Genomic DNA, 24,716 nt, shown 5'->3' on the forward strand with positions numbered 1-24,716 from the left:
GGAATGGCGAGACTCCTGCGGGAAAAAAGTGCTTGGTGAGACCCCACAGGACGCAGTCCGAGGAGGCTCACCGCGCTCCCGCGGAAAGCGAGCTATTCCCCGCAGCCCCCATCCACTCAACAAACGTCTCGAAACTGAGTCTTCAACTAAAGGGAGCTTTTGTGTAGTAGATATATTTTAAACAAAAAAAGGAACTTCCGATGTCTCGGAAGTTCCTTTTTAGAAGAGATTACAGGAACGTACGTTTTACACGGTCCCAGTACGTATTATTTTTAAGTTTGACGGTCTTAATAACGTTCTCGCTGAGGTTGATGGTAACGTCTTGGATGTTACGAACGGAGAAAGCCTCATTATCCATACCAATAATAGGATAGTCATTTCCATCTTGCCGGACTTTGAGCTTTAATGACCGTTCTCCGCTTAAAATAAAGGAAGAGCCGAGTGTGCGGTAGCGATTATTGTTGAGAGAAGCAAGCTCGCTGATTTGGAAACAAGGAAGCTTCGGATCCACCACCGCACCGTTGATGGATTTATTATAAGCGGTGCTTCCAGTAGGAGTGGCAATAATTAAACCGTCTCCACGGAACGTTTCAAAATGGAGATCATCGATGTGGACATCAATGACGATGGATTTGATCAATGTCGAGCGCACGCTGCATTCATTCAAACACATGAAGGTAGACTCATTATTAATCGTTGTTTCAATGACGGGAAAACGGCGGACTTCAACTTCAGAATTCTTCATCGCATCAATCATTTCATCGTGATCATCGATGTCAAAGTCACAGTAAAGACCTGCTTCATGCCCGGTCCGGATCCCAACATACAGGCAGTCTTGACGGAAGCCCGTTTTGCGGACAGCTTGCAAGAAGGTGCCATCGCCGCCTACAGCGATGATGATGTTAGCATCTGTGGAATCTTCGACGATATGAAAATCATTGTCGCGTGCCAGTTGGAATAATGCTTCCAATTTATCATTTAATTCTTCGGTTTGTTGATAAAAAAAGTATAAATTTCTTCGTTGGTCGTTCATCTAGCATCCTCCTTTTATGTATAGCTTGATGTCATTTTATCATTTCATTCTTGAAACCGCACACAATTTTCAAACAAATCGGGAAAGTTTAACATTGTTGAATTGAAGGGTGTAATTCGATATGGTGGATATAGATGAAAACGTAAACGAAGATTGGCGCATCATGTTTGAGTTAAACAGACAGCTGCGTCAATTTCTTTTGATTTGGTACGAGGAAGTTTACCAGGTATGAAAGCGTAATTATATTTTAAGGAGAATGATTATGAAGCAGGAACAAGTGGAAAAACTATTTCAATGGATCGATGATACGTCAACGGTCATATCTGAAGACTTGAATATCACTTATTTAGAAGCAATTGCAGAAACAATGGATGTTCTGTTCAATGGACAGCCCTTTGACGACATGGGAGATGCTTTGCAGACCTTTCTCACGAATGAACTGCTGAAAGTGAAAAAAGAAGAGTTCGAAAAAGAAGAAATAAGAAAAGCGGTTCAGCTTGCCATTCTAAAAGGAATGAAAGGAGCTACTCAGCAGCAACACCTCATCACACCAGACTCTGTTGCCATGTTTATGGGGTATTTGGCTTCCAAATTATTTGAAGGAAGAGAAAGCTTGAAACTTTTCGATCCAGCGTCGGGAAGCGGAAATCTAATGACATCCGTTATGAACCAGCTGGATATGTCGCTGCAAGCGTATGCCAGTGAAGTTGACCCAACGCTTATCCAGCTTGCTGTTGCGAATGCCAACCTGCAAAAAAATGAAATTGAATTCTTCCATCAGGACAGCCTGGCCCCTTTCTTAATGGAGCCTGTCGATTTTGTTTTGGCTGACCTTCCTGTAGGCTATTATCCTGATGACGCTCAAGCGGCAAGGTATAAACTGAAAGCGGATGAAGGCTTATCCTATGCCCATCATCTGTTTATAGAACAGGGATTGAATTATACAAAAGAAGGCGGCTTCCTTATGTTCATTGTCCCGAACTTCCTTTTTGAGAGTGAGCAGTCTAAGGCTTTGAATGCTTTTTTACGTGAGCATGCTCATATTGTGGGAATGCTGCAGCTTTCCGATAGCTTATTCAAAGATGAAAAGCATGGAAAGAGCATTTTGATTTTACAGAAGAAAGGACAGGGAACGAAGGCTCCGAAACAAGCATTGTTGGCCAAACTCCCTTCTTTTAAGAACCCGAATGGGATGGCGGATATCCTGACACAGATGAACCAATGGTTCGACGAATATAAAAGCACACAATTGTGAGAAAATAACGAATATAACAAGTAAACGTTATCATAGCTCAGTGACCTTGAAATCGATGATAACGGGTGATTAAATAGTAGTGGTAGAAAATTACGAACCTATATTTTAAGGGGATGAGCAACGTTGAGTAATAAAATTCTTGCTATAAATGCAGGTAGTTCATCACTGAAATTCCAACTGATTGAAATGCCTGAAGAAACTGTAATTACCAAAGGTCTAGTCGAGCGTATCGGCTTGAATGATGCGGTATTTACTATTGAAGTAAATGATGAAAAAGATGAAACTGTAACAGATATCCCTGATCACGGAGAAGCTGTAAAAATGCTTCTTGATAAATTGACAGCGAATGGAATCATTGATTCTCTAGATGAGATCAATGGTGTCGGTCACCGTGTCGTTCACGGAGGCGAGCGTTTCAGCGAATCTGTACTCATCACGGATGAAGTCATCCAAGAAATTGAGGAAGTATCAGACTTGGCGCCATTGCATAACCCTGCAAACTTGACTGGAATCAATGCTTTCCGTGAAGTGCTTCCGAATGTACCTCACGTAGCAGTATTTGATACTGCCTTCCACCAGTCCATGCCTGAGCAGTCTTACCTGTACAGCCTGCCGTATGAGTATTATGAAGACTATGGCATCCGAAAGTATGGTTTCCATGGTACTTCTCACAAGTATGTTTCAGAGCGTGCTGCTGAGATGTTGGGACGCCCAGTGGAAGAACTTCGTCTTCTATCATGCCACCTGGGTAATGGTGCCAGTATTGCAGCTATTGAAGGCGGCAAGTCTATTGATACATCTATGGGCTTCACACCACTTGCTGGGGTTACAATGGGGACGCGTTCAGGTAACATCGACCCTGCATTGATTCCATTCATCATGGAGAAGACAGGTAAAACAGCGAATGAAGTCATGAATGTATTGAACAAAGAAAGTGGTATGCTTGCGCTTTCTGGTTTCTCCAGTGACTTGAGAGATATTGAGAAGCGTGCAGAAAATGGGGACGAGCGTGCCGAGCTTGCTCTAGAAGTGTTTGCTGCACGTATTCATAAATATATCGGTTCTTATGCAGCTCGTATGCACGGCATTGATGGAATTATCTTTACAGCTGGTGTAGGTGAAAACAGTGTTACGATGCGTGAACGTGTGTTAAAAGGGCTTGAATTCATGGGCGTGTACTGGGACCCTGCCCTTAACAAAGTTCGTGGAAAAGAAGCATTTGTAAACTACCCTCACTCCCCTGTGAAGGTCATGATTATTCCTACAAACGAAGAAGTCATGATTGCTCGTGACACCGTCGAAAAAGGACTATAATAGGAAAAGCAATTGTGCCCTAGGTGCAATTGCTTTTTTTTGAGCTTTCAGTCTACAATATATGGTAAGGAACAAAGACGAGGAGGGAGCGCTTTGTCACACCACCACCGCATACGTACGGAATTAAAAACATGGTTAGAGCAATACCAACAGTATCAGCCGAATGATTTTGAAATGGTTTATGATCATTGGGTTCAACAAAGTCTGATGAATGTGGATCCTCAAGTGAAAAAAGCATTTTTCTCAAAATTAGATGCCTGGTTTTTTCATACCCATGCTTTTTTACAAGGTACCTCTTATCAATATGAGGCGAGAGAACGGATTCTAACGGTGGGACGGATTTTTTCGAATCAGATTGAAAAAATTGAAGATATGGAGACAGAGCTGACCGTTGAACAGTTGACCTACATAGCCGAGCAGCAGATGGCTCGGGGGCGCCTGTACTCATTTGCACAGGGCGGCTTGACAGGGGCTGGTGGATGGCTTTTCTTAGGGATGGATTATCCTTTGATGATGTTAATGAATTTAAGAGCCATTCAGCTGATTGGGTTAACCTTTGGTCATGAGATGAACCACCCTTACGAAATGATGATTTCTCTCAAGGTTTTTCATGCCGCTACCTTGCCGAAAAGACTAAAAGCGGGTGCGTGGAATGAGTTGATCGAAGAAGTGAAAAAGAAAGAGCATCCTTTTATCTTTGCAGGGGAGGATCAATTGACCGATGAAGGTTGGATGGAACAACCGGTGAAACAGTGCTTTAAATCCTTATTCATCCTCATGTTCAGGAAAAAACTTGTTCAAGGTCTTCCATTCATCAGTATTGCGATCGGTGCTTATTCGAATTATCATTTAACAAAACAAGTGACAGAGTTCGCTATGAAGTTTTATCAATACCGTCACCTTATGAACAAGGAAGGAGCATCTTAATTGGCCGTAAAGGAACATAAAGAAAGCGCAGCAAATTCAATTTCCTGCCTTGTGCTCACAGTGAGCGACACACGTACAGAAAAAACGGACAAAAGTGGTAAGCTGATGATCGATACGCTGACGAAAGAAGGTCACTCGGTGGGTGAATACCATATTGTAAAAGATGAACAAAGTCAAATTCATGACTATGTGAAGCGAGGCGTGGATGATCCCAAAATCGATGCCGTTTTAATAAACGGCGGTACAGGGGTTGCCAAACGAGATGTAACGATTGAAGTGATAGAAAAAATACTGGATAAAGAGATGCCAGGTTTCGGAGAAATCTTCAGAATGCTTAGCTACAAAGAGGATATTGGATCTGCGGCAATCTTATCGCGGGCGATCGCTGGATTATCCGGACGAACGGCTATTTTCTCTACTCCAGGTTCTTCTGGTGCTGTAAAACTCGCGATGAATCGATTAATTCTTCCTGAACTTCCACACATAATTGGTGAACTGAATAAAGACAAATAAAAGAGCCCGCATCCGGGCTCTTTTATTTGTCTTGGGTTTCTTCTGTTTCATCAGGGCGAACAACAAGTACATCGCAGGTAGCGTATCTTGTTATGTGTTCGGATACACTGCCGATAAAGAAACGTTCCATCGCATTCAAGCCGGTTGCGCCACAGATAATCAGATCGGCATTATATTTCGGAGCGACATCTTTAGCAATTTTTACTTTTGGAGAACCGTATTCAATGTCAACCACTACATTTTTTACACCGGCTTTTTCTGCTTTTTCCTGGTAGTCATTTAATAATTCGGTCGCATATTGTTCCGCCCGGATGGCTAGGGAACGGTCATAGGCTTCTACGGTCGCAAAGGCACGGGTGTCCACCACGTGAGCTAAAACCAGCTTCGCCTCGTTACGGTTCGCAATGTCAATAGCCTTATTAAATGCAACTTCTGCCGTTACAGAACCATCGACCGCCACAACAATATCTTTGTATTCAAAAGTCATGCTGGATGCCTCCTCTCATTTCTATATTTTTATTATATCACGACTGTTTATTGGTTAGACGGACGAATCGAGCATAATTATAACAATTTTGCGAAAAGTAAACAGGGAGGTGGTCACATGAAGAAACCTAAAAATCCAATTGAAAGAGAAAAAGAAATGGAACAAGAACAGGATCAGCAACTCATGCAGTCCATGAATGAGAGTTACCAATCTGGAAGTAAGAAAAAAGATAAACGCTAACAAAAAGCCCCAACAGCTTTATGCTGTTGGGGTCCTTGATTTAACTTTCTTTTTTAAAAATGGGTAAAGCGTGAAGATCACCAGGAAAGTTAAGAATCCCGGAGACCACGATTCAGGAAGAAGGAAATAAAGAAGGCTCCCTCCCATAATCACTCCCATAGCCAAGATGTTCACATACCGTGGCTTCGTTAATAGGATCAGATCTTCTTCGTCCAAATGTATTCTTTTTACAATTAGGTAATCACTGCAAATAACAGCTGAGATTGGAATGATTAACCCGCCAAGTAAGGAGATGAAGGATTCGGCTTCATTTACAAGGGTGGGAAAACCACTAAGGAGCACACCTACTGAGCCGAAAACAACGGCCGCTTGAACTCTTGAGAGTTTTGGAAAGGTATTTAAAAGGCTGAATCCACCTGTATAAGCATTACTGACATTAATACTGATCATAGAAACGATGGCTGTCGCTGTAATGATCGTTATAAAAATCGGGGAATCCGTCAAGTCCGTCGATGATACATATGGGTTGATATCCTGAAAAAGATAGGCGGATGCACATCCGATGACGGCTGTAATAAAAAATCCAATTCCATTTCCTATGAGTAGCCCGTAAAATCCATGGGAAGGGGACTTTGCGTACCTCGTCATGTCAGCAGATGCACTGACGCCTGATACATATTGAACAAAGGCAAGGCTTGCAAAAAATAACATAGAGGGAAAGGAGCCTCCCAAGCCTCCACTTTGAAGCATCATCAGTGAACCAGGTGTTACATTTGTAGTAAAGTAAACATACAAGATTGTTGCCTCTCCAATGAGCAATAAAGGTAAAAAATAGCTCATCGCTTTTTTTACCGCATTAAAACCAACAATCGCAAGTGTAACCATGAGAATGGACAACGGAATGGAATAGACCCAGAACGGGAGATTTATACCAGTTAAACGTAAAATCAGTTGTTGGATGACATATGTACCGCCGATGGTTTGTACACTGAACCAATATAGGGAAGTGAGACTTCGAATCGGTGCGGATAAAAAGCGGGTTCCATTTACTCCAAGGATTGTACGTAATGCATATTGGGCCGGGATGCCGAGTCTTGCGCCTGGTAAAGATAAAAAGGATACAAGTAAAAAGCCGAGGATGGCCCCGATACTAGTGGAGATGACACCTGTCCAGAAGGAAAGTCCACCTTCCAAGACAGCCAATGCGGGAACGAGGAAATTACCTGCATTGGCAGCGATGGCAATCTGAATGAAAGCAAAGCGGTACCAGGGTGTATCCCGTTTATCGGCGGGGACAGCTTCTAATCCATATTGTTCGATTACACGTTTCCGTGGAGCATAAGCTTTCAAAACATTCACGTCCTTTCTGACCCAATCATTGTACAGAAAGGTGACACAAGTGTAAATGAAAATAGAATCTTAAGGAGGTTTGGAAAATGAGACATGCTCTGATTACAGCAGGCACCAAGGGGCTGGGCAGGAAAGTAGCTGAGCACATGCTGAACCAGAATCATTCCATTACCGTTACATATAAAAACGACGAAGCTAAAGCCCTCTCTTTACTGGATGATTTCCCAATGGATCATGACAGAATACAAATTATACAGGCTGACGTGACAGTCAAAGAGGATATTCATCATCTTACCGAAAATACAATAAAGCGCTTTGGAAGAGTAGATTATCTGATTAACAATGCTGGACCATATATTTTTGAACGCAAAAAACTGATGGACTATACAGAAGAGGAATGGAATTCGATGATTCGAGGAAATCTTGACGCTGTGTTTTATCTGATGAAAGCTATTGTTCCTCATATGAGAAAGCAAAATTTCGGAAGGATCATTAATTATGGATTTCAGGGTGCGCAATCTGCTTCCGGGTGGATCTATCGTTCTGCTTTCGCAGCAGCAAAAGTTGGTCTTGTATCCCTGACTAAAACCATTGCTTATGAAGAAGCAGAATATGGCATCACATCAAATATGATATGTCCGGGAAACATAACAGGAGAGTGGAAGGAAGCCTGTATAGAGGTGAGCAGAAAAAGCAAGGATGAAGAAACCCCGATCGGGAGGCCGGGAACAGGGGAAGATGTAGCACGGACCATCGACTTTTTATGTCATGAAGATTCGGATATGATTACGGGTACGATCTATGAAGTCACCGGTGGATTGGACGTTATTCACAGGCATCGGTAAAGACAAAGGGTGGGCTGAATGTCAGAGTATCTTCATCACGAGTGAAAGATTTGGTACAATGAAAGGGCTTTCTTAGATTTTCGGTTAACCTGTATGATAAGCACAAAAAGAGGAAGTATTAATCATATGTGGAACAAGGAGGCTGGGTTGCGGTGAAAATAGGAGTACCAAAAGAGGTCAAAAATAATGAGAATCGTATAGCTATGACTCCTGCAGGTGTGGTCAGCTTAACCAACGGAGGACATGAAGTGTTTGTAGAAACCCATGCAGGATTAGGTTCAGGGTTCACCGATGATCAGTACAGGGAAGCGGGGGCTACAATCGTTGAGTCCGCTCAGAAAGCATGGAGTCAGGAAATGGTTATGAAAGTGAAGGAACCGGTTCCGGAAGAGTATGACTATTTTTATGAAGGTTTAATCCTATTTACTTATTTACACTTAGCGCCGGAATCTGAATTGACGAAGGCTCTCGTGAATAAGAAAGTGGTTTCAATTGCTTATGAGACCGTCCAATTACCGAACGGCTCTTTACCACTTTTGACACCGATGAGTGAAGTAGCTGGAAGAATGGCATCCCAAATCGGTGCACAATATCTTGAGAAATCCAAAGGTGGAAAAGGGATCCTGTTAGGAGGCATCCCTGGTGTAAGGCGCGGGAGAGTCACTGTTATCGGTGGTGGAGTTGTAGGAACAAATGCTGCAAAAATCGCTATGGGACTAGGAGCGGATGTCACCATCATTGACCTCAACCCTGAACGCCTGCGTCAGCTTGATGATATTTTTGGTTCTGATATCAACACCTTGATGTCAAATCCGCTTAATATTCAAGAGGCCTTGGAAGAGTCTGATCTTGTTATTGGAGCTGTCCTTATTCCTGGAGCTAAAGCGCCAAGCCTTGTTACAGAAGATATGGTCAAATCTATGAAAGAAGGCTCCGTCATTGTAGATGTAGCCATTGATCAGGGGGGCATTTTTGAAACCACTGGTCGAATTACCACTCATGATGATCCCACTTATGAAAAGCATGGCGTGCTTCACTATGCAGTAGCGAACATGCCGGGAGCTGTTCCCAGGACGTCCACAATCGGGTTAACGAATGTAACGATTCCTTACGCTCTTCAGTTAGCGAATAAGGGCTATGTGAGGGCTTGTCAGGAAAACGATGCGCTTTATAAGGGCCTGAACACGCTGGATGGTCATGTGACCTACAAAGCGGTGGCAGAAGCGCAAGGTCTTGAGTTCACAGAGGCCAAGCAACTTTTTTAATCAGTTATCTTTCAAAAAGCGCGGACTTTATGTCCACGCTTTTTTATATTCCTCACCCCTTCTTCCTACGCAATATAGCAGGAATGTGGAAGACTCAGTATCGAGATGTTTTTTGAGTGGACGGGGGCTGCGGGGAATAACTCGCTTTCCGCGGGAGCCCCTAGAAACACACAAACATCTCGAAACTGAGTCTTCAAGTATAGGGAGTTTTAGTTGCATCGTTGCTTCCTCAGGTATTTCTTTAAGCCGATTTAATATGATTCTGGTTAGTATCTTCTGTGTCAGCCCCTTTTTGTTTTCTAAAGATGGTTGCAATGATAGGTCCTGAAATGTTGTGCCAAACACTGAAAATGGCACTGGGTACGGCAGCGAGCGGGTTAAAATGAACAGCCGCGAGAGATGCCCCAAGACCGGAGTTTTGCATACCAACCTCAATGGAAATGGCTCGTTGTTTTGCAGGCTCCATGTTGAACAACCTCCCTAAACCATAGCCAGTCAGGTAACCGAGCAGGTTATGGACGACAACGATTGCGAAGATGACGGCTCCTGTCTCTGCGATCTGAGATTGATTGACACTTACGACTGCAGCAACGATGGCTACGATACTAATTACCGATACAAGTGGCACGACCTTGACGGTTGCCTGCACTCTTTTCTTGAAGATGGATTGAACGATCAGACCTAAAACAATCGGTACAAGAACGACTTTAACGATAGAGACAAAAAGGTCTCCTGCGGAAACCGCGAGCCACTGGCTTGCAAACACCCACACCAGGAACGGGGTGAAAAGAGGAGCAAGCAGAGTGGATACGGCTGTAACAGAAACGGACAGAGCTGTGTCGCCCTTTGAAAGGTAAGTCATAACATTGGAAGAAGTCCCACCCGGACAACATCCTACAAGAATGACACCGACCGCTACTTCTGGTGAAACGGGAAGGATCGTCACTAATAGGAAAGCGAGAAGAGGCATAAGTGTAAACTGGGCTCCTACACCGACCGCCACATCTTTTGGCCGTTTGAAAACCTCCTGAAAGTCTTGTTTAGATAGAGTCAAGCCCATCCCGAACATGATAATTCCTAATAGGGGAACAATATAAGGGGCGATCCACGTAAATCCTCCTGGGATAAAAAAAGATAAGGCCGCGAAAACGAGGACCCAGACCGCGAAAGTGCTGCCTGCAAATTGACTTACTTTTTCTAATGTTTTCATATGATTCAACTCCTTATGTAAAAATATATTTTCTGATTATACGCTCTTTTCAGAAAAAACAAAGGATGATAGACCAGAAAAAAATGAAAAAAAGCAAGAAATGGCCCAAGGTTTGAGATTCTTGTAGATCCTGCGTAAAATAAAAAGAAAAAGTGAAACCTTTTAAGAGCATCACACGTACATACAGGTACACAGGGTCATAGTTGAAGGAGAGGTGAAGATTTGGGTTTCTTTTCTAGATTGTTTTCAAAAAATGAGAAGCAGACACCAGAAGTGAAAGAGCGAACCCCTTTGAATATCCAAGTCGGGGACATTGTCACATACGATCTTGTGGATTACGAAGTAGTCGGTAAGATTACTTATCGTGACGGTGGTTATGAATGGTTTTCTTATCAGCTATTGGAAGGGAATCAAACAAAGTGGCTGGCAGCAGAAATGGATGATGAGCTGGAACTAGGCGTGTATGAGACAGTCAAACTCCCTGTATCCCTGCCCTTCCCTGAAAAACTCGAGTATGAGGGCCAAAACTTCTTTAAAGATGAAGAAGGAGAAGCGCGCGTAACAGGAGAAGGGAGAAGTACAAACATTAATGGACGTACCTCCCGATATGCGGAGTATATTTCGGAAGATGAAGAAACGTATCTCAGCCTCGAATCCTGGGGCAGTGAAGTAGAAGCCAGTGTAGGTTTTGATATTGAAGCATATGAAATTAAAATCCTGGCAGGTTCAAAATAAGGAGGAAGAAAAATGTTTAAATTTTTTAATCGTGTAAAAACAGTCGTAGGTTCAGAGTTGAACGCCATGTTGGATAAAGCAGAAGACCCTGTTAAAATGCTGGATCAATTCATGCGTGATATGGAGAATGATATCCGTGAAGCTGAAAGTGCGGTAGCTAAGCAGATTGCTAATGAAAAAATGTTGAAACGAAAATACGACGACTCTCAGGCTCTTGTAGATAAGCGCATGCAGCAGGCAGAAAAAGCGATTGAGGCAGGGAATGAAGATTTAGCCCGTCGTGCTCTGGAAGATAAGAAGAACCATCAGGATCAAGCGGATCAATTCAAGGCTTCCTGGGAGCGTGCTCAGCAGGATGCGAATAACCTTCGTCAAAAGCTGGATGAAATGAAGAAGGAATATCAGGAAATGAAGTTAAAGAAAGATTCCTTGAAGGCACGTGCCGAGTCTGCGAAAACGCGCACGAAGATGAATCGCACCATGTCAAACATTGGTGGGGATCAGTCACGACAAGGTTTTGAACGTATGGAAGAAAAAGTTATGCACTATGAAGCAGAAGCTGAAACAAGTGAGGATATGTCTTCAGAGAGCCGTTCCTTGGACGATGAATTCGAAGACTTGGATAATAAAGATAGTGTGGATAATGAGTTGGAAGCACTGAAGAAAAAGATGAACAAAGAGTAATCTCTGGTCCAACACTCGTGCCTGGCCAAGTGGTCAGGCACGGCTGTTTTAAGGACTGGAAATATAACATATTTCGAGTGTTGGATGGATTGCCTCAATAGAGACATCGCTTTACGCTCAGTGTGACCTGAGCGATTGTTATGTGAAAGGAGGATGTGTGTTGAAAGATTATGCAGGGATCATAGTCGTAGGAATCATTGCCTTTTTCTTGTTGTTCAATGTATTCGGTGGAAATGACCAAAGAGGAATGTCTGGGTCTTATACAGAAGATACATATGGTGAACTCCCTTCAGAGCCTGACCGTTCAGAGATACTAAATGGATTAGAAAATTCAGGGACCAATGATATCGAATCACTGGTTCAGAATCATTTCCCTTTATTGGATACAGTCCGATCCGAACAGGGCATCTCCAGGATTTATATGACAAAACAATTGACGTTAACCGAGGTCTCAGATTCTTTGACCTCAGCTATTCCTCCAGAAGAAATAAGTGAGAGGCAGGAAAATAAACAGGCGCTCATATATCCTGATCATTTTGTTATCCTTCAGGAAAGTACGGAGGAACCCGGGGTCATTACGATTGAACTTGCATCTGATGATTTTGTAAGAAATCATTACTCTCCCGGCTTTTTTAGTGGTTTATTTTTAGGATCTATTCTTAACCGTTCGTTGGGGTCTAATGACTGGTATGAGCGTCGTAGAGCGAATTGCCAGCAAACCGGGAACTGTTATGGTGGATATGGGATGTACGGGAATTATAACTCAGGTGGAACCACTTCTATGAGAGGGTCATCCAATCGTGGTGGAGGACCAGGTACAGGAAAATAAAGGAGGTTATCATGATGGAACCATTTTTGGCTACGTTAGGCTATTTTGTAATGGCGGTTGTGATTGTTGTAATTGGATTGGTTATTTTCGAATGGTTAACAAGGCAGTATAAGGATTGGGAAGAGGTAAAGCAAGGCAACCAGGCTGTTGCCATGTCGATCGCAGGGAAAATTATCGGCATCTGTATTGTCCTCTCCTTTGCAATCTATCATAGTTTCACTGTATGGGATACGTTGATATGGGGGGCGTACGGAGTTGTCCTTCAAATGATTGCCTACCTATTATTTGAATTATTCACACGTAAATTTTCTGTAGAAACGAAGTTAAAGGAAAATAATACAGCGGTCGGAATCATTACGATGGGGGTATCAATCGGTTTGGCCTTCGTTATTGGTGCGTCGATTACATAACGCCCTTGAAATAGCTGAGAGAAGCCACTATGAACCATTCTCATAGTGGCTTTTTAACATTCAAGTTTAAGTGGAGTGAACAAAGTGGAAGCGAATATTAGAAAAAGTCATTTTATATACTGGGCCTCAGGCATTGTTTCCATATGTGGTATTATTTTCGAAGTTTTATTTGGTGCGCTCGGTTCTTACATTCTCGGTGATGGTGTGAAGCAGTACACATTGACGATCAGCCTGTTCCTTACCGGAATGGGGATTGGTGCGAGTATAAGTGAGAGAGTAATGAAGCAGCTGATTGTCACCTTCATTTGGATTGAATTCATGGTGGCTTTAATTGGAGGATTCTCAAGTTTCACGATGTTTGGTATGACAGCATTTGCTCCTGCGGGAACGGATGCTCTGTTCTTATATCTAGTGACATTCACCATTGGTGCACTGACCGGTCTTGAGTTGCCTATTCTTATCAGAAAGGCAAATGAAATAGGTGTAGAGCTCAACAGGAGCACGGCGAGAGTATTGTTTTCTGACTATGCAGGTGGATTGATTGGTGGTCTCCTGTTTGCTTTCTATCTCCGGCCTCAAATGGGTATGGTGAAAAGCGCCTTTTTTGTGGCATGTATCAACTTAGCCGTTGCTGTTTTAGTTTTGTATCTATTCCGCTCTGAAATTAAGAAATTCTCTATCCATTTGACAGGTGCCATTATCATCGGCGTCCTTCTTATTGGTGGGTTGTTCTTCGGTGAAGAAATGGCCTTTTCGTTCGAACAGAAGCTGTATAAAGATCCGATTATTCATATGGAAGAGAGTGCTTACCAACGGATCGTACTTACAAAGGAGCAGGGAGACACACGTCTTTTTTTAAACGGATCATTACAGTTCAGTTCAACAGACGAACACCGCTACCATGAAACACTTGTTCACCCTCCTGTCGCTCTTTCTGAAAAACATGAACATGTACTTATCCTCGGAGGGGGGGATGGGATTGCGGCTAATGAGTTGTTGAAGTACCAGGGGATCAAAGGGATTACGCTCGTCGACCTTGACCCTGCTGTTACAAACCTTGCTCGGTCCAATTTCCATCTACTGCAAGTAAATAAGGGTGCGCTAGATGACCCGAGAGTTAACGTATTAAACAAAGACGCTTTCAAGTTTTTGGAGAATGCGGATCAAATGTATGATGTCATTATTATTGACCTCCCAGATCCGAATAACGAAAGCCTGAACAAACTCTATACCCGGGAGTTTTATTCTTTAGTGAGAAACCATCTGTCCCCTGGAGGGGCAGCGATGATTCAGGCGACAAGTCCTCTTTTTGCGACAGAAGTATACTGGACAATTAATGAAACGGTAGCCTCTACAGGGCTTTACACCGAAAATTTCCACGTCGATGTTCCGAGCTTTGGTAATTGGGGATTCATTATGGCCTCAAGAGAACCGTTGGAGGTCGAAGAAGTCCAATTTACTGTGGAAACGGAATTTCTAACAGAGGAAGTTTTTCAATCTATGACAGTGTTTGGAAAAGATGAAGATGGGGAAATCTTGAATGGAGAAGGACAAGTGGTCAAGTTGGAACCCAATACTCTCATCAACCCACACCTTATTCAGAAGTATGAAAAAGCTTGGCGTAATTACTAAATAAGCAATGTTTAAAAGGAGTGTTATGGATGAAAGTTTCTTATCATGGTCATGCCGTTGTGAAGGTTGAAGCCAATGGAAAGACGATTCTTTTTGATCCTTTTATTTCGGACAACGGGAATACAGATCTGGATGCTGACCAAGTAAAAGCAGATGTGATTCTGCTTACTCATGGTCACAACGATCACGTTGGGGATACATTTGAAATTGCAAAAAGAAATGATGCTCAAGTCATCGCTCCGTTCGAGTTAGCAACTTACCTTGGAAATAAAGGACTGAACGCTCACCCTATGTATATCGGTGGAGGTCATGAATTCGACTTTGGACATGTGAAATTCACCCAGGCCTTTCATGGTTCTTCTTATCAAGAAGAAGATGGAACGATCGTGTACACAGGAATGCCAACAGGAATTTTACTAACGATTGATGGAAAGACCATTTACCATGCCGGAGATACCGGATTGTTCTCTGATATGAAAATGATTGGGGAACGGAACGAAATCGATCTTGCTTTCCTCCCTATTGGGGACAATTTCACGATGGGGCCATCTGATGCGCTGGTGGCTGCTGAGTGGATTCAAGCGAAACAGGTTGTGCCTGTTCACTACAACACCTTTGATTTAATTGCCCAGGATGGGGATGCCTTTGCTCATGAAGTGAAACCAGGTAAAGGAAAGGCTTTAAAGCCGGGAGAATCCATCGAGCTATAAGACCAGGATATTCAAAGCCGTTTGTCTACTCTATGACAAACGGCTTTTTCTGAAACTTCAGGAAGAAATTGCGGATGATCTGTATCAACTGTATAATAACAATTATACGAGATTGGATTAGTACAGTTAGAAAGATTGGTGGGCGTATGGCAACAAAACATGAACAGATTCTTGAACATATAGAATCCCTGTCGGTCGGCAGTAAAATATCTGTCAGAAGAATAGCGAAAGCATTGAATGTCAGTGAAGGTACAGCCTACAGGGCTATCAAAGAAGCGGAGAATCAAGACCTTGTCAGCACCATGGAACGGGTCGGTACCATCCGAATTGAAAAGAAGAAAAAAGAAAACATAGAAAAATTAACATTTGCTGAAATTGTGAATGTCGTTGATGGTCAAGTACTTGGTGGACGAGAAGGTCTTTATAAAACTCTAAGTAAATTTGTCATAGGTGCGATGAAGCTTGAAGCGATGATGCGGTACACAGAAGCGGGTTCTCTTCTTATTGTGGGAAACCGGACAAATGCACATGAGCTTGCTGTGAAAGAGGGGGCAGCCGTTTTAATTACGGGTGGTTTCGATACAAGTGAGACGGTCAAAAAGCTGGCTGACGAGAAGAAGCTCCCTGTCATCTCTACCAGTTATGATACTTTTACCGTCGCAACGATGATCAATCGAGCGATTTATGATCAATTAATAAAAAAAGAAATTGTGCTTGTCGATGATATCTATACTTCCTATGAAGATTCAAAGTTTCTGCAAGCATCAGATTCCGTTGCCAGATGGCATGAATTTAACGCAGCCACAGGCCATAGCCGCTATCCGGTTGTAGATCAGCAGAATCGTGTAGTCGGTATCGTTACGTCAAGAGATGTAATTGGAAAAGATAAGGAGGCAAGGATTGAAAAAGTCATGACTCGAAACCCGATGACTGTTCATGCCAAAACCTCCCTTGCGAATGCTGCCCATGTCATGGTTTGGGAAGGGATTGAGCTGATGCCCGTTGTCGATCCTTCACAAAAACTGCAAGGGATCATTTCTCGTCAGGATGTGTTAAAAGCCTTGCAGCATATCCAGAGGCAGCCTCAGGTAGGCGAAACGATAGATGATCTGGCCACAAATCGCATGGAGGTTATTACAGAAGACGACTCAAACCCTGTGTGGCAGACGAAAGTAACTCCCCAAATGACGAACCCACTTGGAACAATGTCTTATGGTGTTTTTATTTCGTTAATCACAGAAGCCTCAAGTAGGTTATTAAGAAAGTATAAAAAGGGCGATCTTGTTGTAGAAAACATTTCTGTCTATTTTATTAAACCTGTTCAAATCGAAAGTGATATCGAAGTGCGTCCGCAAATTTTGGAGGTCGGTAGGAAATTTGCCAAAGTCGATATCGAGGTTCACCATGGGAAATCAATTGTTGGGAAAGCCCTTCTTATGGCTCAGCTCATCGACCGATAAAAAAAGTCGCTGAACAACAGCGACTTTTCTTAGAATTCATGATTGAGGGCTTGTCCGGTGTTTTTGAAACTCTGCCTGGTAGTGTTTGCTTGCTTTCCATCCCAAACGAGCTTGGAAAATACCAAGAGCAATGAATACAAGGCCTACAAAGAGTGAAAGTTTCGTTTGATAGAATACATACTGGTTAATTCCAAAGAAGAAAATGAAACTTCCAAGGAAAAGCTTGGATTTACTATTTAAGTATTCTTGAGTAAGTGGATCATTAGAACGAATAATCATGACCTTGTAGTAAATGTAGAGCACAAAAGAGACTAATATAAGGATCGGGAAAATAATCATTTGATCGACTCCTGCGTTTAATTTTCCCTTTTATTGTAGCTTGTTTCTACAGAAAAGGCTACCTGTACAGAGAATTCTATGATTCATTGACACGGAATACAAAAGAGGAGGACCTTTTTATGAATAAGAAGGCCATTATAAAAGCGATTAAAGATTATGAAGTGATCATCATCCATCGTCATGTGCGTCCAGATCCGGATGCCTATGGATCTCAGGCTGGTTTAGCAACAATAATTAAAGCCACATTCCCGCAAAAACAAGTGTTTATCACAGGTACATCTGAACCTTCCCTGGAATTTCTGGCAACGATGAATGAAGTACCTGATGAAGCTTTCAAAGGATCTCTTACGATTGTATGCGATACTGCGAATCAGGCTCGTATAGATGATCAGCGCTATGACCAGGGAGATCTTTTAGTGAAAATCGACCACCACCCCGAAGTAGATGCGTATGGGGATATCCAGTGGGTGGATACAGCAGCAAGTTCCACTTCAGAAATGATCTATCAATTGTACGCTGAATTTGTAGGAGAAGGGTTGATTCTTACTGATGAGGCCGCTCGACTTCTCTATGCAGGAATTGTAGGAGATACGGGTCGGTTCCTCTTTCCAAGTACGACGAAACAGACGCTCTCTTATGCAGCTGACCTTGTGAATTTTGAGTTTGATCGACCATCATTATACAACGAAATGTATAAGACGCCTGTTCATGTCGCCAAGTTAAAAGGATATGTTTTGCAGAATTTCACCGTTCATGATGCTGGTTATTCAACCATCCGTCTGGATCGCAAAACGTTGGATCAGTTTAACGTTTCACCGTCAGAAACGAGTCAGCTCGTAGGTTTGCTGGGAGATATAGAAGGGATGCTTGCATGGGCATTTTTCGTGGAGGAAGAAGATACCATCCGTGTCCGGTTACGTTCGAAAGGTCCAGTGATTAATGGAATTGCAGCCAACCATAATGGAGGAGGTCATCCGATGGCTTCAGGTGCTTCTGCTTCTTCATGGGACGAAACCGCTGAAATCGCAAAAGAACTTGAAGCAGTATGTCTGAAGTATAAAAAAGAGCAGGCAAACTAAGCCTGCTCTGCTTTTTATCGTTTCAATTTGATTTCGAGGTGCAAATTCATGGTTTCAGAGACAATTAATCTCGTCACCTTCAACTCATAAGTGAAATCATCGACCACATAGTTTTTGTTTTCAATCGTCGAGATGATGAGATCCACTTGATCAGCAACGATGGAGACATCCTTACCCGATACAGTCACCAGTTGATCTTTGACTAAGGCATTCAGCTGATGTTGGGTCAACAGATCGATCTCCAGTTTTTTTGCATTTGTAAACACCACGCTTATTTCTTTGACACTCATGGGCTTGCCTTCTGACCCTTGATCCTGATTGTTCAGAAGTGTTTCATATTTAGCTTCCCATTCACTTAGGCGGGCTGTCATTTCGATATGTTCTTCTGTGTATTTTTGTTGCAGTTGACCATGAACGTAAATGAAAAAGGAATAACCAATAATTGCTCCTAATACAAGACCTGCAAAGAAACGTCTCCATTCCTTATTTTTATGGTAGGCAGGAAAGTGCACTATATCACCTCATCACCCAATAACCATTCAAAAAGAAGCAGCGCTGTTTTCACCCCACCCATGGCAGCGACAATGATCATCACCTGCTTGAAGATATCAAAAGTGGAACCATCAAAGATTCCTTTTTCGAAGTTGCTTATGGCATCAAATGTTCCGCCGATGGCAGCGACAATGGCCCAAATCCTCAGCCCTTTTGCGATCCGGAACATGGATGTCAAAGCGGCTTCTCCTGTCAAAAAACTTCCTATACTACCGATAATAGTCCCGCCGACAATTACCCCGAACGCGATAAAGAAGCATTGGATCATGGATATGACTAAACGATCTTCCATCTTGTCCCTCTTTTCGCTATCTGAAAATAGTCTCTTACCTAACCATTATTCTTACGACCCTCTCTTTATGCAGAAGGCTTTCATCCTATCTCCAGAGTAGCTATAATTTACATGAAAGAAGGTGTGCGAAATGACGTTTACCCATTTGAATGTGCAATCAGGGTATAGCTTGATGAACAGCACGATTAAAATCAAGGACCTTGTTCGGTCAGCCAAAGAATCAGGGTTTGAAGCTGTTGCCCTTACTGATCAGGATACGATGAGCGGAGCGGTCTCTTTTTATGAGGAATGTAAGAACGAGGGATTAAAGCCAATCATTGGTATGAAAACCTCTGTCGTGGATCAAACATTCTCCTTTCCGATGATTTTGTTGGCGGAAACAACCAGGGGTTACCACAACCTCCTCGAAATAAGTACAATCGTACAAACAGAAAAGGAAAACTTAACGCTTGAGCAGTTGGCCGGGTACAAAGAAGGGTTGATTTTCATCCAAATGACTTCGAGTTCCCCGTGGGCGGAGTCGATCTCTAATCGCATGACTGACAAAATAGAGACGTCTAGAGAACGTTGGTTGGATCTTTTAGGACAACATCGTTTCTATCTAAGTATCCAGGATCGTGATCTTCATTCGGAACGCCAATTACATACACCATTAAGAGAATGGGTGAGTAAAAACGGAATGAAAGTCGTGGCCATAGGTGATGTGCGTTATTTGAACCGCGAGGATGCAGATGCTTTCCAATGTTTACGTGCGATTGATGAAGGGGCACGTTATAGCCCTGAAAACAATGACCATCACCACTATCTTAAGTCTCAAGAAGAAATGGAAGGTTTTTTCGGAGAATGGTGGCCGGAATCTCTAATAGCAACGGAAGATATTGTGGATGCATGCCAGGTTGATTTGGAATTGAACAGACAACTGCTTCCATCCTATCCTTCCCCGGAAAATAAAAGCTCGGATGAATACTTGCGGCAGCTTTGTGAATCAACTTTGTCTCTAAAATACGACACGAAGAATCGTCAACAAGCGGTGGAGAGACTGAATCATGAATTGTCTATCATATCTTCAATGGGTTTCAGCGATTATTTTTTAATTGTATGGGATTTCATTAGTTATGCGAGAGAAAATGGTATTCACGCCGGCCCAGGGCGTGGATCTGCCGCTGGCTCTATTGTTTCATACTTGCTTGGGATTACTCAGGTCGATCCTTTAGCGTATCAATTGTTATTCGAACGATTTCTCAATCCCGAAAGAATCACGATGCCGGATATAGATATTGATTTTCCTGATCACCGTAGGGACGAGGTAATCTCCTATGTTGCTGAGAAATATGGGAGCGACCACGTGGCTCAGATTTGTACATTTGGTACGTTTGCCGCAAGGAGTGTCTTGAGAGAGTTGTTCAAGGTATTGAAAGTAGATGAGAGTGATGCATCCTTCATTCTTCATCAAATCCCTAAAACCACCGCTTCGTCACTTGTGGAAGTCGTGAAGAAATCGGAGGAGTTAAAAGAATACATTAGAAACTCCGATCGTTTAAAGTTGTTGTTCCGAGTGGCTACGAAGCTGGAAGGACTTCCAAGGCATGTATCAACCCATGCAGCGGGTGTTGTTTTAAGTGAAGAGCCACTTGTGAAATATACAGCGCTTTTGAAGAGTCAAGGTCCTGTATCCTTAACCCAATATGCAATGGGTGACCTTGAGAAAGTAGGACTTCTTAAGATTGATTTTCTCGGTCTCCGTAACCTCTCTTTCCTGGAAAGGATGGAACAGAAAGTTAAAAGATATCGTCAAAAGGACTTTTCAATCAGTCGTATACCGCTTGATGATCATCTGACGTTTGATCTATTGAAACAAGGTAGAACCAATGGGGTTTTTCAATTGGAGTCTCAAGGAATGAAGAATGTACTGCAACGTTTAAAACCAAGTCATTTTGAAGATGTTGTCGCGGTTAACGCTCTTTATAGACCAGGACCGATGGAATACATCCCTTTATATATTGAAAGGAAGCATGGCCAGAAGAATATTGAGTATCCACATCCTGACTTAAAACCTATTCTTGCCCATACTTTCGGCGTGTTGGTTTATCAAGAACAAATAATGGAAGTCGCTCGTCGAGTTGCTGGATATTCCTTAGGGGAAGCCGATCTATTAAGGCGTGCGGTGAGTAAAAAGCAAGCCGATGTTTTAGAGGAAGAACGGATGAGGTTTATTCAGGGGTGTAAGTCGAAAGGCTATGTGGATTCAATTGCACACCAGTTATTTGACTGGATTGTAAAGTTCTCCAATTATGGCTTTAACAGAAGCCATGCGGTTGCCTACAGCTTGATTTCCTACAGATTAGCTTATATGAAGGTTCATTACCCTTCTTACTTTATGGCAGAATTGATGAATGCTCATCTAGGAGATCATGAAAAGATGACGATGTATATTCGTGAAGCCAGAGATATGAAAGTGAAGGTGAAAGCTCCATCTGTGAATAGAAGTCAAGCCCTGAACACTGATGACTCTGGAGAAATAAGAGTTGGAATGACTGCTGTTAAAGGGGTGGGCTACCAGGCAGCTCAAGCGATTATTGAAGAGAGAGCAAAGGGGCCTTTTCGTAACCTTAACGATTTTTGTTTGCGTGTCGATGGAAAGCTTGTTCCCAGGAAGGTCATTGAATCCCTTGTTCTTGCGGGCGCCTTCGACGATCTACACCAAAATAGAGCGACTGTTCTTGCAAGCATCGATCAAGCTTTAGAACAGGGAGAGCTCTTTAAGGAGTTTCAAGATCAACCTGGCTTCTTTGGTAATGAATTGGATATGGAAATGGTGGAAGTGGAACCTTTCCCTCCTTTGAAACGTTTGTCGATGGAAAAAGAGGTGTTGGGCACATACATGTCTCAACACCCCTTGGGTCACCAAAGGAAAGACCTTGATAAGAAGGGTGTTCTTCCACTGCGAGAGGCTCAACGTTTGACGAAGAGACAGGTGGAGGTTGCCGTGGTAATTGATGGTCTACGTGAAATACGTACGAAACGGGGCGACCCTATGGCATTCTTAACGATCAGCGATGAAACGGCTGAGATGGATGCGGTCCTTTTCCCGGAAGCTTATCGAAATATAAAAGTATGGGTGAAAGAACAGATGCTGGTGCACGTGAAGGGGAAAATTGATGAAAGAAAAGGACAGAAACAATTGATCATTAATCATGCGAACCCTTTAGGTATGAATGATGTACCAGGTGAAAAAAAGCAACGGCTTTTTATAAAGGTGACGGAAGACCATGAACACTATTCCATAGAAAAATTGAAAAAGCTTGCTGAATATTTCCCGGGGAATACACCAATCTTCATTTTTCGATCCGAAGATCGCGTGACTTATAAACTGGATGATACCTATTGTCTTGAACTCAATGATGTCTCGATGGGGAAATTGAATGAATTTTTCGGGGAGTCATCTGTAGCTGTCAGGCCTGTGAAAGATGGGGCAGAACAATAAAAGCTCAGTCCGGATTTTTGTATTTCTTTACACTCTATATTCATCTGTTATAATTAAGAGGTTAATGGTGGTCAGACCACCAGGGTCGGTTCACTATAAGTCTAAAAGGAGAGTGTCGTCGTGTCGAATTTAAGAGATGAAGCTTTGCACATACATCGTGTAAATAAAGGGAAACTTGAAACCCATTCAAAAGTTCCAGTCAGGAATGCTAGAGACTTGAGTCTTGCTTATTCCCCTGGAGTGGCAGAACCCTGTAAGGAAATTTATGATCATAAAGATACGGTGTACGATTATACGATGAAGGGCAACATGGTAGCCGTCGTCAGTGATGGATCGGCTGTTCTTGGTCTTGGGAATATTGGTCCTGAAGCTGCTCTTCCAGTTATGGAAGGTAAAGCTGCTTTATTTAAGAGTTTTGCAGGAGTAGATGCATTCCCTATTTGTTTGAACACGCGTGATATTGACCAGATTGTGCAGACAGTAAAGTTGATGGAACCTACTTTCGGCGGTGTGAACCTGGAAGATATCGCCGCACCCAACTGCTTCATCATCGAAGATCGACTGAAGAAAGAAACGAATATCCCTATCTTCCATGACGACCAACATGGTACGGCAATCGTTACAGTTGCAGGGTTAATGAATGCATTAAAAATAACTGGGAAAACCTTCTCTGAAATTAAAGTGGTGGCGAATGGTGCTGGAGCTGCTGGAATAGCTATTATTAAATTACTCTATCATTTCGGTGTGCGTGATATTATTATGTGTGATTCCAAAGGTGCTATTTTTGAAGGCCGTGATTATGGAATGAACGATGTGAAAGATGAAATTGCTAAAATCACGAATAAAGACCGCACAGAGGGGAATCTTGAAGAGGTCATGGAAGGCGCGGATGTGTTTATTGGTGTATCCGTCGGTGGACTGCTCTCTAAAGAGACTGTATCTAAAATGAATGATGATTCTATCATCTTTGCCATGGCAAATCCAGAACCTGAAATTATGCCGGAAGATGCAAAGGAAGCCGGAGCGCGCGTCATTGGGACAGGCCGCTCAGACTTTCCTAACCAGGTAAATAATGTGCTGGCATTCCCGGGAATTTTCCGTGGTGCGTTGGATGTAAGAGCGACTAGGATCAATGAAAAGATGAAGATTGCAGCTGCTGAAGCCATTGCCTCCTTAGTAAGCGAGGATGAATTGAGTGAGGACTACGTCATTCCTGCACCATTTGATCCACGGGTGGCCCCAGCTGTTGCTGCAAGCGTAGCGAAAGCGGCGATGGAGTCCGGGGTAGCCCGCCATCATGTAGACCCGGAGGAAGTTGCAGAAAAAACGAGACAACTGACATTAATTGATGAAGATTGATATGAGAAGGGGAAGCTTTTCGGTTTCTCCTTCTACATAATAGGATTGTGGTTAGAGATGAAAAGAGGTGTCCGTGTAACGTGGCCCAGGAGCAGCGAGGAAAAGTGTATGAAGGTGTTCTTCAACAGTTGAAATCATACATTGAAGAGCACCGGTTAAAGCCTGGAGATAAGCTGCCTTCAGAACGAGAGTTAAGTGAACAGCTGAATGTAGGCAGATCCTCAATCCGGGAAGCCTTTCGGGCGATGGAGCTTCTAGGATTGATTGAAACAAGAAGAGGCGAGGGCACCTATATGAGAGCATATCGTCCTTACCATATGGTCGAGCTGCTATCCAACTTCTTACTTAACGAATCCAGGACCAAGAGCGAATTGATGACTGCTAAACAAATGATAGAAAAAGAGGTACTGCTTTTGTTGAACGGGAGGTTAGCCAGCCAGGATATGAGCGCATTAAAAACAATAATATCCGGCCATTCCTACACTCAGAGGCACCAAAAGGTATTTGAATATTTGTTCAGCCTTTGTGATCAACCTCTCCTTCTGTCGATGTGGCAATTCATCTCAGGATTTACCCATACTTTCCATGAGGTAAGCTATTCTGATGATTGGTATGAAGAAATGGTAACCGCCATGGAAGAAGAAAGTACAATGAATATTATACGTCTATTTCAATGATCGCATCGTGTCGAATCTATTTCGACAGAATAAGT

The 24,716-nt window shown here is 42.8% G+C and carries 25 protein-coding genes; 18 read left to right on the forward strand and 7 right to left on the reverse strand.

Annotated elements, in window-relative coordinates:
• Positions 1–229: 229 nt before the first annotated feature.
• Entirely contained in the window at positions 230–1,033 is an 804-nt protein-coding gene (locus tag VKA52_RS03960) for an NAD kinase (RefSeq protein WP_326314265.1), read from the reverse strand.
• 262 nt (positions 1,034–1,295) lie between these two features.
• Between VKA52_RS03960 and VKA52_RS03965 the strand changes: the two genes are divergently transcribed.
• The 4 genes from VKA52_RS03965 to VKA52_RS03980 all read left to right on the forward strand — a co-directional run bounded on the left by VKA52_RS03965 (position 1,296) and on the right by VKA52_RS03980 (position 5,042).
• Positions 1,296–2,288 (forward strand): class I SAM-dependent methyltransferase, encoded by a 993-nt coding sequence (locus VKA52_RS03965; protein WP_160916262.1) that lies wholly within the window; start codon positions 1,296–1,298, stop codon positions 2,286–2,288.
• A 123-nt stretch (positions 2,289–2,411) separates the two neighbouring features.
• Positions 2,412–3,602 (forward strand): acetate kinase, encoded by a 1,191-nt coding sequence (locus VKA52_RS03970; RefSeq protein ID WP_160916260.1) that lies wholly within the window; start codon positions 2,412–2,414, stop codon positions 3,600–3,602.
• A 93-nt stretch (positions 3,603–3,695) separates the two neighbouring features.
• Entirely contained in the window at positions 3,696–4,529 is an 834-nt protein-coding gene (locus VKA52_RS03975) for an EcsC family protein (RefSeq protein ID WP_326314267.1), read from the forward strand.
• Entirely contained in the window at positions 4,530–5,042 is a 513-nt protein-coding gene (locus tag VKA52_RS03980; protein ID WP_326314268.1) for a MogA/MoaB family molybdenum cofactor biosynthesis protein, read from the forward strand. It begins immediately after the preceding gene.
• A 22-nt stretch (positions 5,043–5,064) separates the two neighbouring features.
• Here the strand turns inward: VKA52_RS03980 and VKA52_RS03985 are convergent, their stop codons facing one another.
• Complete coding sequence (locus tag VKA52_RS03985; RefSeq protein ID WP_326314270.1) at positions 5,065–5,529, reverse strand: universal stress protein; 465 nt, start codon at positions 5,527–5,529, stop codon at positions 5,065–5,067.
• Positions 5,530–5,646: 117 nt separating this feature from the next.
• Between VKA52_RS03985 and VKA52_RS03990 the strand changes: the two genes are divergently transcribed.
• On the forward strand, positions 5,647–5,769 hold the full coding sequence (locus VKA52_RS03990) for a hypothetical protein (RefSeq protein WP_326314271.1): 123 nt from the start codon (positions 5,647–5,649) through the stop codon (positions 5,767–5,769).
• A gap of 18 nt (positions 5,770–5,787) precedes the next feature.
• Here the strand turns inward: VKA52_RS03990 and VKA52_RS03995 are convergent, their stop codons facing one another.
• Positions 5,788–7,119: a purine-cytosine permease family protein gene (locus VKA52_RS03995; protein WP_326314272.1), complete on the reverse strand. Its 1,332-nt coding sequence runs from the start codon at positions 7,117–7,119 to the stop codon at positions 5,788–5,790.
• An 86-nt stretch (positions 7,120–7,205) separates the two neighbouring features.
• On the opposite strand from VKA52_RS03995, the gene VKA52_RS04000 reads away from it, so the two are divergent.
• A complete protein-coding gene (locus tag VKA52_RS04000) occupies positions 7,206–7,964 on the forward strand; it encodes an SDR family oxidoreductase (protein WP_326314274.1) in 759 nt (252 codons plus the stop codon).
• 152 nt (positions 7,965–8,116) lie between these two features.
• Positions 8,117–9,229 carry an alanine dehydrogenase gene (gene ald, locus VKA52_RS04005; protein WP_326314275.1) on the forward strand — a complete coding sequence of 371 codons (1,113 nt, stop codon included), beginning with the start codon at positions 8,117–8,119 and terminating at the stop codon, positions 9,227–9,229.
• Between the two features lie 241 nt (positions 9,230–9,470).
• On the opposite strand, the gene VKA52_RS04010 is transcribed toward ald, so the two are convergent.
• On the reverse strand, positions 9,471–10,439 hold the full coding sequence (locus VKA52_RS04010) for a bile acid:sodium symporter family protein (RefSeq protein WP_326314276.1): 969 nt from the start codon (positions 10,437–10,439) through the stop codon (positions 9,471–9,473).
• A 222-nt stretch (positions 10,440–10,661) separates the two neighbouring features.
• On the opposite strand from VKA52_RS04010, the gene VKA52_RS04015 reads away from it, so the two are divergent.
• The 7 genes from VKA52_RS04015 (at position 10,662) to VKA52_RS04045 (ending at position 16,899) form a co-directional block, all read left to right on the forward strand.
• Positions 10,662–11,174: a DUF4178 domain-containing protein gene (locus tag VKA52_RS04015; protein WP_206947593.1), complete on the forward strand. Its 513-nt coding sequence runs from the start codon at positions 10,662–10,664 to the stop codon at positions 11,172–11,174.
• Between the two features lie 12 nt (positions 11,175–11,186).
• Positions 11,187–11,858: a PspA/IM30 family protein gene (locus VKA52_RS04020; RefSeq protein ID WP_160916242.1), complete on the forward strand. Its 672-nt coding sequence runs from the start codon at positions 11,187–11,189 to the stop codon at positions 11,856–11,858.
• Between the two features lie 157 nt (positions 11,859–12,015).
• The gene (locus VKA52_RS04025; protein ID WP_326314278.1) at positions 12,016–12,687 is read left to right on the forward strand and encodes a DUF4247 domain-containing protein; all 672 of its coding nucleotides are present in this window, start codon (positions 12,016–12,018) and stop codon (positions 12,685–12,687) included.
• Between the two features lie 14 nt (positions 12,688–12,701).
• Positions 12,702–13,097 (forward strand): DUF350 domain-containing protein, encoded by a 396-nt coding sequence (locus VKA52_RS04030; RefSeq protein ID WP_160916238.1) that lies wholly within the window; start codon positions 12,702–12,704, stop codon positions 13,095–13,097.
• Between the two features lie 84 nt (positions 13,098–13,181).
• Positions 13,182–14,729: a polyamine aminopropyltransferase gene (locus VKA52_RS04035; protein ID WP_326314279.1), complete on the forward strand. Its 1,548-nt coding sequence runs from the start codon at positions 13,182–13,184 to the stop codon at positions 14,727–14,729.
• Positions 14,730–14,758: 29 nt separating this feature from the next.
• Entirely contained in the window at positions 14,759–15,439 is a 681-nt protein-coding gene (locus tag VKA52_RS04040) for a metal-dependent hydrolase (protein WP_326314280.1), read from the forward strand.
• 146 nt (positions 15,440–15,585) lie between these two features.
• Positions 15,586–16,899: a DRTGG domain-containing protein gene (locus tag VKA52_RS04045; RefSeq protein WP_326314281.1), complete on the forward strand. Its 1,314-nt coding sequence runs from the start codon at positions 15,586–15,588 to the stop codon at positions 16,897–16,899.
• 36 nt (positions 16,900–16,935) lie between these two features.
• On the opposite strand, the gene VKA52_RS04050 is transcribed toward VKA52_RS04045, so the two are convergent.
• Complete coding sequence (locus VKA52_RS04050) at positions 16,936–17,238, reverse strand: YtpI family protein (RefSeq protein ID WP_160916230.1); 303 nt, start codon at positions 17,236–17,238, stop codon at positions 16,936–16,938.
• Positions 17,239–17,357: 119 nt separating this feature from the next.
• Between VKA52_RS04050 and VKA52_RS04055 the strand changes: the two genes are divergently transcribed.
• A complete protein-coding gene (locus VKA52_RS04055) occupies positions 17,358–18,317 on the forward strand; it encodes a DHH family phosphoesterase (RefSeq protein ID WP_326314282.1) in 960 nt (319 codons plus the stop codon).
• Positions 18,318–18,331: 14 nt separating this feature from the next.
• Here the strand turns inward: VKA52_RS04055 and ytrI are convergent, their stop codons facing one another.
• Both ytrI and VKA52_RS04065 read right to left on the reverse strand, forming a co-directional pair.
• Positions 18,332–18,829: a sporulation membrane protein YtrI gene (ytrI, locus tag VKA52_RS04060; RefSeq protein ID WP_160916226.1), complete on the reverse strand. Its 498-nt coding sequence runs from the start codon at positions 18,827–18,829 to the stop codon at positions 18,332–18,334.
• Positions 18,829–19,161 carry a YtrH family sporulation protein gene (locus VKA52_RS04065; RefSeq protein ID WP_160916224.1) on the reverse strand — a complete coding sequence of 111 codons (333 nt, stop codon included), beginning with the start codon at positions 19,159–19,161 and terminating at the stop codon, positions 18,829–18,831. Before VKA52_RS04065 ends, ytrI begins: the two co-directional genes overlap by 1 nt.
• Positions 19,162–19,291: 130 nt before the next feature.
• Here VKA52_RS04065 and dnaE point away from each other — a divergent pair, with 130 nt between their 5' ends.
• The 3 genes from dnaE to VKA52_RS04080 all read left to right on the forward strand — a co-directional run bounded on the left by dnaE (position 19,292) and on the right by VKA52_RS04080 (position 24,681).
• Complete coding sequence (dnaE, locus tag VKA52_RS04070; RefSeq protein ID WP_326314283.1) at positions 19,292–22,645, forward strand: DNA polymerase III subunit alpha; 3,354 nt, start codon at positions 19,292–19,294, stop codon at positions 22,643–22,645.
• Positions 22,646–22,765: 120 nt separating this feature from the next.
• The gene (locus VKA52_RS04075) at positions 22,766–24,004 is read left to right on the forward strand and encodes an NAD(P)-dependent malic enzyme (protein WP_089650539.1); all 1,239 of its coding nucleotides are present in this window, start codon (positions 22,766–22,768) and stop codon (positions 24,002–24,004) included.
• A gap of 80 nt (positions 24,005–24,084) precedes the next feature.
• Positions 24,085–24,681 carry a FadR/GntR family transcriptional regulator gene (locus VKA52_RS04080; RefSeq protein ID WP_206947585.1) on the forward strand — a complete coding sequence of 199 codons (597 nt, stop codon included), beginning with the start codon at positions 24,085–24,087 and terminating at the stop codon, positions 24,679–24,681.
• The last annotated feature ends 35 nt before the right edge of the window (positions 24,682–24,716 follow it).

This window comes from Halobacillus sp. HZG1, assembly GCF_035818575.1.
Lineage (GTDB): Bacteria > Bacillota > Bacilli > Bacillales > Halobacillaceae > Halobacillus > Halobacillus litoralis.

What these genes read in the sequence shown, in the direction of transcription:
- VKA52_RS03960 (WP_326314265.1), bottom strand. Translation starts at nt 1,033, where the DNA reads ATGAACGACCAACGAAGAAATTTATACTTTTTTTATCAACAAACCGAA.
- VKA52_RS03965 (WP_160916262.1), top strand. Translation starts at nt 1,296, where the DNA reads ATGAAGCAGGAACAAGTGGAAAAACTATTTCAATGGATCGATGATACG.
- VKA52_RS03985 (WP_326314270.1), bottom strand. Translation starts at nt 5,529, where the DNA reads ATGACTTTTGAATACAAAGATATTGTTGTGGCGGTCGATGGTTCTGTA.
- VKA52_RS03990 (WP_326314271.1), top strand. Translation starts at nt 5,647, where the DNA reads ATGAAGAAACCTAAAAATCCAATTGAAAGAGAAAAAGAAATGGAACAA.
- VKA52_RS04000 (WP_326314274.1), top strand. Translation starts at nt 7,206, where the DNA reads ATGAGACATGCTCTGATTACAGCAGGCACCAAGGGGCTGGGCAGGAAA.
- VKA52_RS04010 (WP_326314276.1), bottom strand. Translation starts at nt 10,439, where the DNA reads ATGAAAACATTAGAAAAAGTAAGTCAATTTGCAGGCAGCACTTTCGCG.
- VKA52_RS04020 (WP_160916242.1), top strand. Translation starts at nt 11,187, where the DNA reads ATGTTTAAATTTTTTAATCGTGTAAAAACAGTCGTAGGTTCAGAGTTG.
- VKA52_RS04030 (WP_160916238.1), top strand. Translation starts at nt 12,702, where the DNA reads ATGGAACCATTTTTGGCTACGTTAGGCTATTTTGTAATGGCGGTTGTG.
- VKA52_RS04040 (WP_326314280.1), top strand. Translation starts at nt 14,759, where the DNA reads ATGAAAGTTTCTTATCATGGTCATGCCGTTGTGAAGGTTGAAGCCAAT.
- VKA52_RS04045 (WP_326314281.1), top strand. Translation starts at nt 15,586, where the DNA reads ATGGCAACAAAACATGAACAGATTCTTGAACATATAGAATCCCTGTCG.
- VKA52_RS04050 (WP_160916230.1), bottom strand. Translation starts at nt 17,238, where the DNA reads ATGATTATTTTCCCGATCCTTATATTAGTCTCTTTTGTGCTCTACATT.
- VKA52_RS04055 (WP_326314282.1), top strand. Translation starts at nt 17,358, where the DNA reads ATGAATAAGAAGGCCATTATAAAAGCGATTAAAGATTATGAAGTGATC.
- VKA52_RS04065 (WP_160916224.1), bottom strand. Translation starts at nt 19,161, where the DNA reads ATGGAAGATCGTTTAGTCATATCCATGATCCAATGCTTCTTTATCGCG.
- dnaE (WP_326314283.1), top strand. Translation starts at nt 19,292, where the DNA reads ATGACGTTTACCCATTTGAATGTGCAATCAGGGTATAGCTTGATGAAC.